The organism is Caulobacter sp. D5, from assembly GCF_003185805.1.
Classification (GTDB): Bacteria; Pseudomonadota; Alphaproteobacteria; order Caulobacterales; family Caulobacteraceae; genus Caulobacter.
The window spans coordinates 1-13,360 of the sequence record NZ_QHJY01000250.1 but is presented as its reverse complement, the minus strand read 5'-3'; the positions used below and the strand labels follow the sequence as shown (position 1 = coordinate 13,360).

Annotated in this window: 10 protein-coding genes; 3 read left to right on the top strand and 7 right to left on the bottom strand. The window is 68.5% G+C overall.

All coding sequences use genetic code 11. From position 1 onward, the window contains the following. Window positions 1-666, bottom strand: a 666-nt coding sequence (locus DMC18_RS16455) for an amidohydrolase family protein (RefSeq protein WP_370444624.1), incomplete at its 3' end; no start/stop codon positions are given. Between the two features lie 154 nt (window positions 667-820). Here DMC18_RS16455 and DMC18_RS16450 point away from each other — a divergent pair. The 3 genes from DMC18_RS16450 (at window position 821) to DMC18_RS16440 (ending at window position 4,154) form a co-directional block, all read left to right on the top strand. Beyond that, complete coding sequence (locus DMC18_RS16450) at window positions 821-1,345, top strand: hypothetical protein (protein ID WP_146218097.1); 525 nt, start codon at window positions 821-823, stop codon at window positions 1,343-1,345. Window positions 1,346-1,395: 50 nt separating this feature from the next. Beyond that, entirely contained in the window at window positions 1,396-1,968 is a 573-nt protein-coding gene (locus DMC18_RS16445; RefSeq protein ID WP_110120691.1) for a methylated-DNA--[protein]-cysteine S-methyltransferase, read from the top strand. A 173-nt stretch (window positions 1,969-2,141) separates the two neighbouring features. Beyond that, a complete protein-coding gene (locus tag DMC18_RS16440; RefSeq protein ID WP_199228526.1) occupies window positions 2,142-4,154 on the top strand; it encodes a S9 family peptidase in 2,013 nt (670 codons plus the stop codon). A gap of 115 nt (window positions 4,155-4,269) precedes the next feature. On the opposite strand, the gene DMC18_RS16435 is transcribed toward DMC18_RS16440, so the two are convergent. From DMC18_RS16435 to DMC18_RS16410, 6 genes are all read right to left on the bottom strand, one after another. Further along, window positions 4,270-5,427, bottom strand: a complete 1,158-nt coding sequence (locus DMC18_RS16435; RefSeq protein ID WP_110120690.1) for a hypothetical protein — start codon at window positions 5,425-5,427, stop codon at window positions 4,270-4,272. Between the two features lie 284 nt (window positions 5,428-5,711). Beyond that, window positions 5,712-8,753, bottom strand: coding sequence for a TonB-dependent siderophore receptor (locus DMC18_RS16430; protein WP_110120689.1), 3,042 nt, complete (start codon window positions 8,751-8,753; stop codon window positions 5,712-5,714). Between the two features lie 535 nt (window positions 8,754-9,288). After that, on the bottom strand, window positions 9,289-9,657 hold the full coding sequence (locus DMC18_RS16425) for a response regulator (RefSeq protein WP_110120688.1): 369 nt from the start codon (window positions 9,655-9,657) through the stop codon (window positions 9,289-9,291). Window positions 9,658-9,662: 5 nt separating this feature from the next. Next, window positions 9,663-11,288 carry an HWE histidine kinase domain-containing protein gene (locus tag DMC18_RS16420; RefSeq protein WP_233245293.1) on the bottom strand — a complete coding sequence of 542 codons (1,626 nt, stop codon included), beginning with the start codon at window positions 11,286-11,288 and terminating at the stop codon, window positions 9,663-9,665. Window positions 11,289-11,450: 162 nt separating this feature from the next. After that, a complete protein-coding gene (aroB, locus tag DMC18_RS16415; RefSeq protein WP_110120686.1) occupies window positions 11,451-12,566 on the bottom strand; it encodes a 3-dehydroquinate synthase in 1,116 nt (371 codons plus the stop codon). Then, complete coding sequence (locus DMC18_RS16410) at window positions 12,563-13,147, bottom strand: shikimate kinase (protein WP_110120685.1); 585 nt, start codon at window positions 13,145-13,147, stop codon at window positions 12,563-12,565. Before DMC18_RS16410 ends, aroB begins: the two co-directional genes overlap by 4 nt. Window positions 13,148-13,360 lie beyond the last annotated feature (213 nt).

Sequence of the window (13,360 nt, the reverse complement as noted above, 5' to 3'; positions counted from 1 at the left end):
GGGCGGCGGGATGACGTCCTCGACCAGGGCCTGGGCGTGGTCGATCAGCATGCCGGTGGGCTCGCCGGTCTCGTCCTCGAGGATCTGGCCGCCGGCCGGGGCGGCGGTGTCGCGGGTCACGCCGGCCTTGGCCAGGGCGGCGCTGGAGGCGACCACGGCGTGGCCGTCGGCCCGGCCGAGCACCACGATGCGGCCGGGGGCGGCGCGATCGAGGTCGGCGCGGGCGGGAAAGCGCTTCTCCGGCCAGTGGGTCTCGATCCAGCCGCGGCCGTAGATCGGCGCATCGCCCGGATGAGCCTGGGCGTAGGCGCGGACGGCGGCGACCAGGGCCTCGACGGAGTCGACCTGGTCGAGGTTGAGGGTCAGCTCGCGCAGGCCGATGCCGGTCAGGTGGGCGTGGGCGTCGACGAAGCCGGGATAGGCGGCCGCGCCTTTCAGGTCGATGTCGCGGGCGCCGGGGGCGGCCTTGGCGCGGGCGGCGGCCAGCGGGCCGACGAAGGCGATCGTCCGATCACGGATCAGCACCGCCTCGGCCGTGGGCGCGGCGGCGACCCCGGTGTGGATCGGTCCGCCGTGCACCAGGATGTCGCCGGCCCAGGCGATTGGGGCGAAGGCGGGCGAGGCGGTCAGGAGCAGGGCGGCGGCGAGCGGGGCGAGGCGGCGCAAGGGCGATCTCCGGAGCATGACGCCGTCAGGCTAGAGCGCGCTGGCGGCGGATGGAACCGCCCGGCCCCGGTTCGGGGCCTTTACGCGTGGCGAGTGCGTTGCTATGCGCCTCCAGAGGTTGTGTCTGCGGCGAGCGCGGGCAGTGGAGGGCGACATGCGAGGTTCGAGGTTCACCGTGATGGCGCTGATCGGTGCTGCGGCTCTGGCGGCCGGAGCGGCCGGCGCACAGCCCAAGCCGCCGAAGAAGAGCTTCCAGCAGGATGGCCGGGATTACTACTGGGACGTCGGCCACGGCGCGACCGGCGGCCTTGCCCTGAACGGGCCGCGGCAGGCCGACGGGCGCTCGGAGACCCTGGTCCTGACTTGCTCGGGCCTGACCTCGGGCGGAATTCAGGCGCGGTTCTACGCGCCGAGCGGTCATGCCGCCCAGTTGCGCGTGCGGGTCGGCGACACGGCCCTGCGTGTGCATCGGACGATCAACCAGGACTTCGGCCCGATGTTCGTCGAGGGGCGTGGCGACCTGCCGGCCGGCTTCCTGGCGGCGCTCGAGCAGGCCCCGACGGTCAGCGTCGAATATGCCGGGCAGACCCGCGTCTATCCGGGGCCGGGGCAGGCCCTGGCCGCGCACTTCGCCAACTATTGCGACGAGCTTTCGCGACGGTCGGCGCGCGACGAATGATGTGAAAGCCCCCGTCCCACAGCCGCGCCGACGGTGCTAGTCTGGCGCTCATGGGACAGGGCTTCATGCTTTTCGAGACGGCGATCGGCCGTTGCGGCCTGGCGTGGGCGGCGGGCGGGCTGATCGGCGTGCAACTGCCCGAGGCCGGCCCCGGCGCGACCTGGGCGCGGCTGCGCAAGCGCTATCCCGACGCCGCCGAGGCCGCGCCGCCGCCGGAGATCGACCTCGTCGCCGACCGCATCATCGACCTGCTGGCGGGAGGACGCGACGACCTGGCCGACGTGTCGCTGGACCTGACCGTCGTGCAGCCCTTCAACCGCCGGGTCTACGAGATCGCCCGCGCCATCCGTCCGGGCGAGACCTCGACCTACGGCCAAGTGGCCAAGGCCATGGGCGAGCCGGGCGCGATGCGGGCGGTGGGCAAGGCCCTGGGCGAGAACCCCTGGCCGATCGTCGTGCCCTGCCACCGGGTGCTGGGCGCCGACGGCCGGATGGGCGGCTTCAGCGCCGATGGCGGGGCCGAGACCAAGGCCCGGCTGCTGACCATCGAGCGGGCCCGCGTCAACGACGTGCCGACCCTGTTCGACCTGGAGTTCTCGGTGGCCCCTCCGAAGGGGCGCTGAGCGCGGTTTTGCGCGTGGCCCGCGCGCTGTGGGGGAAATTTCCCCTACGAACAGCGCGTAACGCGAGTGAATCTATTGAAAGTGCACGTCGAATGCGGTTGCATCCTTGCAACAACCCGGCGGGGGCCGGGTCAGCGTTACGGAGACGTGTTTTGAAAAGAGTACTGGGGGCAGTGGCCGCGGGCGTCCTGCTGTGGACCGCGGGCGGAGCGGCCATGGCGCAGCCCAAGGTCCCGACCATCGAACAACTGGCGGCCTTCCCGCGGATGGCCAGCTTCACGGTCTCGCCGGACGGCAAGCACATGGCCGGGCTCGAGGCGCGTGGCGAGGACCGGGTCATCCTGGTGTGGGAAACCGCCAACCTGGGCAAGAAGCCGGCCGTGATCGGCGCCAAGAACATGAAGATCCAGGCGGTCGAGTTCGTGAAGAACGACATCCTGGCCGTCTCCATGTGGCAGCCCTACGACCTCAAGCAACTGACCACGACCAAGTCGTTCGTCGGCATGCTCATGCTGACCGATCTCGAGGGCAAGACCTGGCGCGAACCGCTGGCCCGGCCCCGCGCCAAGAGCGAGGACGAGGAGCTGGAGCAGGCGCTGTCGCAACCCGACGTGCTGGACATCCTGCCCAACGACCCGGACCACATCATCGTGGTCAACAATTCGGGCGTGAACTCGGGCGACGTCTATCGGGTGAACGTGCGCAGCGGCCGCTCGGAGCGGATCCAGCGCGCCGACGCCAAGACGGCCGGCTACATCACCGACCTGGAAGGCAATCTGCGGGCCCGCAGCCGGGGCGGCACCGACGCGACCGGCGCCTTCGTCTCGACCGAGATCCGCAACGCCAAGGGCGATTGGGAAGAGATCGCCAAGAGCTACGCCAAGGATCGCGAGATCTTCTCGTTCGTCGGCTTCTCGAAGGATCCCAACATCGCCTACATCCTGTCCAACCGCGGGCGGGACAAGGCGGCGATCTACGAATACGACATCGCCGCCCGCAAGCTGGGCGCCCTGGCTTTCGAGCACAAGTTCTTCGACGCCGCCGGCGTGTCGACCTGGCCGATCAAGGACGAGCACTTCGGCGAGCTGATCGGCTTCCGCTACGAAGGGCCGCGTTCCGACCAGGTGCTGCAGTCGGACCGCATCGCTGGCCTGAAGTCGGCGCTGGACCAGGCGCTGGAGGTCAAGGCCACGCCGATCACCTTCGTCGACCCGGCGACCGGGGCCAAGGCCAACACGACCTATCCGGTGGCCCGCTACAGCCAGCTGATCTCCTATTCCAACGACCTCAACACGGTGGTCGCCTGGGTGGGCGGGCCCAATGATCCGGGCGCCTACTACCTGCTGAAGAACAAGAAGGAGCTGTCGCTCCTGTCCAAGCCGCATCCGGACCTTGATCCGGCCGCGCTCGGCTCCAGCACCCTGGTCTATTACAAGGCCCGCGACGGCCTCGACATTCCGGCCTTCCTGACGACGCCGTCCAAGGCGCTTTACGGCGAAGGCCCGTGGCCGACGGTGATCCTGCCGCACGGCGGCCCGTGGGCTCGCGACCACCTGGAATGGGACTGGTCGATGTGGCCGCAGATGCTGGCCTCGCGCGGCTACGCCGTGCTGCAGCCGCAGTACCGCGCCACCGCCGACGGCTGGGGCAAGAAGCTCTGGACGGCCGGTGACCGCGAGTGGGGCGGCAAGATGCAGGACGACAAGGACGACGGCGCCAAGTGGCTGATCGACACCAAGGTCGCCAAGCCCGGCCACATCGCCATGTTCGGCTTCTCCTACGGCGGCTACGCGGCCATGGACGCGGCCGTGCGCCCGAACGGCATCTACAAGTGCGCCATCGCCGGGGCCGGGGTGTCGGACATCAACCGCATCTGGGCGCGGTTCTACACCAACCCCTTCTACCGCGACGCCCAGGCGCCGACCGTGAAGGGCGTCAGCCCGCTGGACTACGCCGACAAGATCTCGATCCCGATCATGGTCTATCACGGCGTCCGCGACCGGACCGTGCCGATCGAGCAGTCGGAATGGTTCGTCAAGAAGGCCAAGGCCGCCGGCAAGGACGTCGAGTACCACGAGTTCGTCGACTACGCCCACGGCCCGGCCTGGACGCGCGAGCTGTTCGGCCAGCAGCTGAAGATCATCGACGACTACTTCAAGACCGGCTGCGGCGGTTCGGGGCTGTAAAAGGTCCAGGCCGTTTCGTCGGCGAATGGGCGCCGCGCCTTCGGGTGCGGCGCCTTTTTCGTGCGCGCCGAGGCCGATGCGGCCGCCCCCGAAGGGGCGGCCGTCCCGGGAGCTGTCAGACCCGGTTGCCGGTCGAGGCCGGATTGGTCGCCCCGGTCTGGGCGCCCAGCAGGTTGTTTCGCAGGTCGTTGCCGACCAGCAGGACCTCGGCGTTCGTGACCACGCCCCAGTCCTGTTGCGAGCCCCATTCGCGGGCCCGCACGCCGGTGACCACGCCCGTGCCGTTCTGGAAGAAGTAGAGGCCGTTGGAGCGGCCGGTCACCTTGCGCCGACCGTTGGCGATGAACTGGCCGCCGGTGACCGTCACGTCCGGACAGTTGGCCAGCATGCCGTCGAGACCATTGTTGGTGACGATGGTCGGGCCGACCTGGACCTGGCGATTGTGGTCGGAGAGGTAGATGCCGCATTCCTGGGCCAGCTCGATGAAGCCGGGCCGCACCAGGTGCAGGCTGCCCCAGGTGTCGAGATAGATTCCGTGGCCCAGGTCCTCGCCATAGAAGCCGCCGTCGATGCGGATGCTGGCGATGGGGTTGGTCTGCAGGCCGTAGGCCGCCACGCCGTGGCCGCCGTTCTTGTAGGTGACGCAGGTCTCCAGCGCCCCGACCGGCGTGGCGGGCGCCGTGCCCTGGGTGGCGTAGCGATAGCCGTCGCCGCCGTTGAGCGCGGCGTTGCACTTGGTCAGGTAGTACTGCAGCGGGTTGGTGGAATAGGCGCTGTCGGCCTTGAAGCTGAAGCCGTGCGAGACGTTGCTGACCGCGCCGCAGTTCACGAACAGCGTGTAGGCCGTCATGCCCAGGTTCCAGCCGATGTGGTTGAAGTTGCAGCGCACGTTGGTGACCACGCCGTTGTCCCAGCTGTAGTTGGCCGCGACCTCCAGCTTGATCCCGTCGCCGCCCGGCTGGGGCGTGGTGCCGACGTGATCGGCGGTGAAGTCCATCAGCGTCACGTAGTCGGTGGCGGCGGGGATCAGGATCACCGGAGCCGAGGCGTTGGTGGAGCGGATGGTGGTGACGCCGATCCCGCAGCCCTTCAGCGACAGGCCGCGCTTGGGGTTCTGGGTCGGCAGTGGCGCGATGACCACGGGCGCGCTGACGGTATAGACCCGCGCCAGCATGCGAACGTCGTTGGAGGCGTCGAAGGCGCGTTTGAAGCTCTGGGTGTCGTCCAGGTCACCGGGCAGCTTGTGGTCATCGACGAAGGTGTAGTTGGCCATTGAAAATCTCCAAATCTTTTAAGGGTTTCCAAGGTGGCGGCATGGACCCCGAAATTGGGTCCGGCCGTGATCGCCGCCTCGGCTGACGTGATCAATCTAGCGAGCGGGGACGTCAGACTCGGTCGCAATTGTTCCCTATTTGTTCTTGTGGCGGCCTCGTCCCGGGAGACCGGATGGGCGAGAGGAGCGGCGAAAGCCTCTGGCGGCCCCAGGCGATGAAGCAGCCAAAGAAAAAGGGGCGGTCCTTGCGGACCGCCCCTTCTCCAGTCGTCTTCAGCCGAAGCTTAGAACGACTTCACGAGGTTCACGAACATCGAACGGCCGCGGTTGTCGTAGCCGCTGTAGAGCTGGCTGCTGCCGACGCGCGGAACGCTCAGGCCGTAGGAGATGATCGGCGGCTCTTCGCCGAAGATGTTGTTGACGCCGACGGTGGCTTCCCAGTCGTTCTTGCCCTTGAACTGCACCGAAGCGCTGTGTTCGAAGTAAGCTTCGACCTTGGTGTGGTACGGATCGACGCTGGGGTCGATGCCGTTCAGACGGGCCGCGTCGGTGGCCGACACGTAGTCGACGCCCCAACGGAAGATCCAGTCCTTCCACTCGTAGCGCATGTCGAAGTCGCCGACCCACTTCGGATAGCCGGGGAAGCCGGCGTATTCGTCGGCCGCGTCGGTTTCGTTCAGGCGGTAGGTCTGGCTCTTCATGTTCGTCGCGCGCAGGGTCGAGACGAAACGACCGTCAAGGATGTCGCGCGTGTAGCGGATGGTGAAGTCGAAGCCTTCGACACCCTGGCTGGCGATGTTGACGTAGTTGTCGACGAAGTAGGTCAGGTTGCCGGTGGTGCTGTTACGAGCGGCCACGAAGTCGCAGAGGCCGCCGCCCGGACGGAAGTCCGGATCGTTGTAGCAGCCGCTGAGGATCGCGGTGCCGAAGTTGGCGACCTGATCGCGGATCTTGATCTCGAAGTAATCGACCGCGAACGACAGGTTCAGGCCGTCCGGCTGGATGACGAAGCCGAGGGTCTTGGCCTTCGACTTTTCGGCTTCCAGGTCCGGGTTACCCGAGCTGTAGACCTGCGGACCGCCGGTCGGCAGCCAGGTGGCCGCGGCGCTGGCGCCCAGCAGGGCGGTCAGTTCGGCGGCGCAGTTCTGGCGACGGATCGAGGCCGCGGCCAGGTTCTGGTACTGGTAGCAGGGGTCGCTGGTCGTGCCGTAGAAGCCCGACTGGCCGCCCAGGGTGCGTTCGAAGATGCCCGGGGCGCGGAACGAGGTGCCCGTGGTGCCGCGCAGCTTCAGCCAGTCAACCGGCGTCCAGGTCAGGCCCACCTTGTAGGTGTCGCTCGAACCGTAGGAGTCGTAGTTGGTGTGACGGGCCGACAGCGAGGCGTCCAGTTGCTTGGCGAACGGTTGGTTGGCCAGCAGCGGAACGTTGATTTCGCCGAACACTTCCCAGATGTCGTCCTTGCCCCGGGTCGGGGTGGCCGAGGTCAGGTTGTAGAGCGAGCGGGTCTGGCTTTCGACCGGCGGGGTGTCGTTCAGCTCGTCGTGACGCAGCTCGACGCCGAAGGCCGCGCCCACCTTGCCGGCCGGCAGGGTGAACAGGTCGCCGTCGATGGCGAACTGGAACGTGGTCTGCTCGTAGCTGGTGTTGCCGGTGACGTCCTTGAACAGCCACGAGCGCAGGGCTTGCGGGATGTCCGTGCCGTTCAGGGCGTTCTCGGTCAGCAGGTTGGCCGGGACGCACTGCGGGTTGGCGTTGCCGACGTTGCTGGCGCAGGTGTAGACGCCGCCGGCGCCGACCGTGCCCGCCGGAGCGGTGATGGTCAGGGCGGCGGGGGTGCCGGTCGGGGCGATGACCAGGTTCAGCGACTGACGGATGCGGTCGGTGATGAAGCTCTGGAAGGTGTAGCTGGCGTCCGACTTGGCGAACATCAGGTTGGCGTCGTAGCGCCAGTTGCCGAAGCCCAGGTCGCCGCGGATACCGGCCGAGGCGCGGTAGTAGTCGACTTCCTGCGAGGACTTGTCGTTACCCCAGAAGATGAAGGGGTTGATGAACTGGAAGCCGGCGGCCGCCAGGGTGGTCGGGAACAGCGGGTTGTTCGCGCCGTAGGTCGGGGCGTTGTAGTAGTAGCCCAGACGCTCGCTGCCGAACGGATCCAGCGACAGCTGGCGGCTGCCGACCTGGCTCGATTCGCGGCGGGTGTAGAGGATTTCGCCGTAGGCTTCGGCGTTGCCCAGGATGCCCAGGTCATAGTTGCCGTTGCCGTAGAAGGTGTAGTTCCGCACCGGCGAGAACAGGTCTTCTTCGTTCTGCAGCGGGTTGGCCAGCGGACGCGAGTCGGTCGAGGCGACGTTGCGCCAGCCGTTGTAGCTGAGGGCGGTCGAGGTGCCGGTGCCGGTGTAGCTGCCGACGAAGCCGGGCTCCGAGGTCAGGGTCGTGCGCGAACCAGTGCTCGAGCGCCAGGCGCCGATGTAGTCGTGCGCGATGCCGCCGCCGTAGTTGATGCCGTTACAACGGAGTTCGCCGGTCGGCGTCTTGTCGTCGTAGACGAAGCCGTCGGTCGGATCGATCAGGTAGCCGCGGCCGCAGGCGGCCCATTCGCGGTCCTTGATCTTGATCCGCTCGCCGCGCAGGTGCTCGAACGAGACCGAGATGTTGCCGCGGTCGAAAGTTTTACCGGCCACGGCCGAGACGCGGTACTGGGCGCCGCCGCCGTCGAACGTCTGGTCGGTGAAGCCCTCGAAGGTCACGCCGTCGATGTCGTTGCGGGTGATGATGTTCACGACGCCGGCGACGGCGTCCGAACCGTAGACCGACGAAGCGCCGTCCTTCAGGATTTCGATGCGCTCGACCATGGCCGAGGGCAGGGTGTTCAGGTCGGCCTGGCCGACCTGGCCGCGGGTGCCGGCCGGAGCCAGGCGGCGGCCGTTCAGCAGCACCAGGGTGCGCACGGCGCCGAGGCCGCGCAGGCTGAGGGTGTTGGCGCCCGGGCCGCCTTCGGTGACGAAGCCGAGGAAGGCGTTGTCGACCTGGGCGGCGCCCGAGGTGACCGTGCCGCCCTGCAGGATTTCGGCGGTCGAGGCCGTACCGGCCAGAACCGATTCCGAACGGGTGATGATCTGCACCGGCGAAGCCGAGCTGAACTCGTCGCGACGGATGCGCGAACCGGTGACGACGATGCTGTCGACTTCCGTCGGATCAGCCTTCTTCGCTTCTTCCTTCGTCGTTTCGGTCGATTGCGCCGACGCGACCGCCGGCGTCATCGCCATGGTCGCGGCCACGAGGCCGGCGATCATCGACGAGCCGAGCAAAACCTTCTTGTCTATCATATGGAGCAAATCCCCAGCTGCTCTTGAACATGGCGCCGGCCGTGCTGTCCCAAGCGATGGCCGTGCAAGCGGAGGTTACCAATCCGCAATGATCGACCCTAGCAAGCGCGTCGCAACCGGCAACCGGCTTTGCAACTTTTTGCCCGGTTTCGGTGTGCTCCGTTACAATATCGCCACACTTTGGTCACGGGCGCCACAAGTGTGGTCGCCCGTGGTCATAATTGGCGGCGACGGCAATTCTGGCTTGGGGAACATATCGTACGACGTTCCACAGATTGCATAACGCCGATTTTTGGGAAATCGGCCTTTCGGGCAGGGGATTCGGGAGGCCGCGCGGGGGCTGTCAGGCTGGCGCGCAGAAGGACGCGCGCACTCCCCTGCTGGGAAGTGGCGGGGCATAGTCATCTTTTGACCACGCTTGCGCCGCGATGGCTGGGGTGCGCATCGCCAATTGTTAAGCGAATTTTGGAATTATTTTTCGCGCGCGTTCCGGGCCGATCTCGACTCGGCCGAACCCGCTGGCGTTGAGCGGGGCTCAGACCGCCTGGGCGGCCAGGCCTTCCAGCACGCGGCGCAGGTCGGCCTCGCGGAACGGCTTCTGCAGCACCGCCGAGCCCTTGTGCGGCTCGGTCAGGCCCGCCTCGCCGTAGCCGCTGGCGAAGGCGAACGGCACGCCGCGCGCCTTCAGGGCGTCGGCGACCGGGAAGATCGGGCGGCCGCCCAGATTGACGTCGAGCAGGGCCGCGTCGATCTCGGCCGAGCCGGCCAGGCGCAAGGCCTCCTCGATCTCGGCGGCGGGACCGACGACCTCGCAGCCGAGATCGCCGAGCATGTCCTCGACCAGCATCGAGACGAGGGCCTCGTCTTCGACCACCAGAACCTTCAGGGCGGCGAGGGTCTTCATCTGTTTCACGGCTCCAGGGCGGCCAAGGGCAGCGTCATCGCGCAGACCAGGCCAGATTGATCATAGGCGAGACGGACCTCGCCGGACAACTCGCCGGCGAGGCCCTTCTCGAGAAGGCGGGCGCCGAACCCGCGACGGGTCGGCGGCGGGACGGGCGGGCCGCCGCTTTCGGTCCAGCGCAGGCGCAGGCGGGCGGAGGTCCCGGGCGAGGCCGGCTCGGTCGACCAGCTCACCGCCACGCGGCCGCCCGGCGTCGACAGGGCGCCGTACTTGGCGGCGTTGGTGGCCAGCTCGTGCACGGCCATGCCGACGGCCACGGTGGCCTTGGGATTGAGCCGCAGGTCGCGGGTGTAGTCGAAGTCCAGCCGTTCGCGGCCGCCGAAGGCTTCCAGCTCGGCGTCGACGATCTCGCGCAGGCTGGCGCTTTCCCAGTTCTGCTCGGTCAACAGGTTGTGGGTCTGGGACAGGGCGATCAGCCGGGCCTCGAAGGCTTCGCGGAAGGCGGGGAGGTCGCTGGCGGCCCGCAGGGTCTGGGCGGCCATCGACTGGACGGTGACCAGGGTGTTCTTGACGCGGTGGTTCAGCTCGTTGAGCAGCAGGCGCTGGCGCTCCTCGGCGCGCTTGCGCTCGGTGACGTCCAGAGACACGCCGGCCATGCGCCGCACGCCGCCGCCGATCAGGGGTTCGTCGCGCACGGCGGCGCGGCCGCGGGCGTGCACCCAGCGCGTTTCGCCGCTGGGGATCACCACGCGGTATTCGATGTCGTATTCGCCGCCGGTGCGGATGGCCTCGTCCATGGCGGCCAGCATGCGGTCGCGGTCGCTGGCGTGGATGGTGGCCACCAGGTCGTCGAAGCCGAAGTCCTGGTCGGGGCCGCGGCCGTAGTTCGACCTGCAGATGTCGGAGGCGTCGTAGGCGCGGGTCTCGACGTCGAGCTCCCATGAGCCCAGCCGGCCCGAATCGAGCGCGAACTTCAGGCGCTCCTCGGCGCGTCGTCGTTCGGTGAGTTCGCGGTCGCCGGCCTCGCTCGCGCGGCTGCGCTCGATGGCGACGGCGGCCTGGGCGGCCAGGCCCACGATCACCGTCTCGGCGCGGGAGTCGAAGCGGGCCGGCTCGCGGTGGCCGAAGAACAGGCCGCCCAGCACCAGGCCGTCGGCGGTCTTGACCGGGGCGGCCAGATAGCTGCGCACCGGCAGGTGGCCCTCGGGCATGCCCTGGTTGGGCGCGTTCTTGCCGTAGCGGGGATCGGCCAGGACGTCGTCCGAACGCACCACGCCCGTGCCCTCGAAGGTGGGGGCGAAGATCGCCGTCTTGCGCGGCATGGGGAAGTTGGCGAAGGCCTCGTCCGGCGCGCCCGCCAGGCCGTACAGCATGTAGCTTTCGCCGGTGCGATCGATGACGTTGTAGAAGAAGGCCCCGAACTGGGCGCCGATCAGCTCGACGCCGCCGTCGATCACCGCCTGGACAGTCTCGCTCAGGCTCTGGTGCGCGCCGATGGCCGCCGCGATCCGGCTGAAGGCCTGGTTGCGACGCACTTCCTCGGCATGGGCCTGCTGGGCCTCGGCCAAGCGCCGGCGGAGATCGAAGATCTCCTCGGTCGCGGCGCGTGCGTCAGCCTCCAAAACGGTCACCCCTGGGCTCCCCCTAGACCCCACGCCGACAAGGCGGCGCGTCGTCGTCAACGCGCCGGAAACGCACCGGTTCCGGTTCGTCGGTAGAAAGCTTGACCATTGTGCGGATGCGGCGCCAAGGGGCGCCGGAGCGGCGGCTGTGGACGAAACCGGACCAGTCGGTCAGCCGGCCGCGCCCTCGGCCAGCAGGAAGGCGCGCAGCGGGGCCGGATCGACGCCCTTGGCGACGAAGGCATCGCCGATGGCGCGGACCAGCACGAAGGTCAGGGCGCCGCCCTCGGCCTTCTTGTCCTGGCCCATGTGGGCGATCAGGGCGTCGGCGTTGAAAGGTTCCGGGCGCACGTCCGACAGCCTGGTCGGCAGGCCGGCGGCCTTGATGGCGGCCTCGGCGCGGACGGCGTCCTGGGCCGAGCACAGGCCTTGCGAGGCCGAGAAGCGGAAGGCCTGGGCCATGCCGACGCCGACGGCTTCGCCGTGCTTGAGCGCGTCGCCGAAGCCCATCTCAGCCTCGATGGCGTGACCGAAGGTGTGGCCGAGGTTCAGCAGGGCGCGGCGACCGGCCTCCTTCTCGTCTTCCTCGACGATCTCGGCCTTCATCTCGACGCTGCGGCCGACGGCCCGGACCAGGGCCTCGGTGTCGCGCTCGAGCACGGCGTGGACATGCTTCTCCAGCCACTCGAAGAACGGGAAGTCGCCCAGCAGGCCGTACTTGACCACCTCGGCATAGCCGCAGGCCAGCTCGCGGGCGGGCAGGGTGGCCAGGACGTCGAGGTCGGCCAGGACGAGGCGTGGCTGGTGGAAGGCGCCGATCAGGTTCTTGCCGCGCGGCGTGTCGATGGCGGTCTTGCCGCCGACCGAGCTGTCGACCTGGGCCAGGAGGGTGGTCGGGATCTGGATGAAATCGACGCCGCGCTTGTAGATCGCCGCCGCGAAACCGGCGAGGTCGCCGATCACGCCGCCGCCGAAGGCCACGATCATGTCGCCGCGTTCCAGCGCCAGGGCCAGCAGCTGGTCCGACAGGTGGGCCAGGCCCTCGAAGCTCTTGGTCTCCTCGCCCGGCGGCAGGACGATGACGTCGACCGCGGCGCCGGCCTTCTCCAGCGACACCGACAGCCGCTCGACATGGTGCTCGCCGACATTGGCGTCGGTGACCACGGCGCACCGCTTGCGCTTCCCAAGGAACGGCAGGACGTATTCGCCGGCCTTGTCGATCAGGCCCGTGCCGATGACGACGTCGTAGGCGCGATCGCCCAGGCCCACGGGAACGGTGCGGATCACGGCTGTACTCTTTCGGAAGCGGACGCGGCGGCAAGGCGGCCCTGCAGCGCGGCGATGACGGCCTCGACGGCCACCATGTGGGGCGTGTCGCCGGTCTCGACGGTCAGGTGGGCCTCGGCATAGGCGGGATAGCGGGTGGTCGCCTGTTCGCGCAGGACGTCCATCGGGTCGCGGTTCTTCAGCAGCGGCCGGCCGTCCTTGCGGCCGACGCGGCGGGCCAGCAGCTCGAGATCCGCTTTGAGCCAGACGGCGATGGCCTTGTCCTTGATCAGGGCGCGGGTCTCGGCGTTGACGAAGGCCCCGCCGCCGGTGGCCAGCACGTGCGGCGGATCCTCCAGCAGGCGGGCGATCACCCGCCGCTCGCCGTCGCGGAAGGCGGCCTCGCCCATCTCGGCGAAGATCTCGGGAATGCCGCGGCCGGCGGCGCGCTCGACCTCGTTGTCGGCGTCGCGGAACGGCAGGTCGAGGGTCTGGGCCAGGCGGCGGCCGACGCTGGACTTGCCCACGCCCATCAATCCGACCAGCACGATGGTCTGGTCACGGAGTTCTGGATGGCGCGGCGGGGCGAGGTCGGCGGTCATGGTCGATCCCCCCGATACACGACCCGAGCCGCCGCCGCCACGCCCCGGGTTCCGCTTATTCCTGGGGCGGGCGTTAGTTTTGTGGGAGGGGAGGCTGGATGGGCGGGTGGTTTTGTTGGCCGCTGCGTCCTTTGCGGAGGTCGAGCGCGAAAACCCTCTCTCTTAGAGAGAGGGAGGGGCCCATCGCGTAGCGATGGGAGGGTGAGTGGTTAC

Coding starts and splice junctions, on each gene's coding strand:
- DMC18_RS16450 (WP_146218097.1), top strand. CDS start 821: ATGCGAGGTTCGAGGTTCACCGTGATGGCGCTGATCGGTGCTGCGGCT.
- DMC18_RS16445 (WP_110120691.1), top strand. CDS start 1,396: ATGGGACAGGGCTTCATGCTTTTCGAGACGGCGATCGGCCGTTGCGGC.
- DMC18_RS16435 (WP_110120690.1), bottom strand. CDS start 5,427: ATGGCCAACTACACCTTCGTCGATGACCACAAGCTGCCCGGTGACCTG.
- DMC18_RS16430 (WP_110120689.1), bottom strand. CDS start 8,753: ATGATAGACAAGAAGGTTTTGCTCGGCTCGTCGATGATCGCCGGCCTC.
- DMC18_RS16425 (WP_110120688.1), bottom strand. CDS start 9,657: ATGAAGACCCTCGCCGCCCTGAAGGTTCTGGTGGTCGAAGACGAGGCC.
- DMC18_RS16410 (WP_110120685.1), bottom strand. CDS start 13,147: ATGACCGCCGACCTCGCCCCGCCGCGCCATCCAGAACTCCGTGACCAG.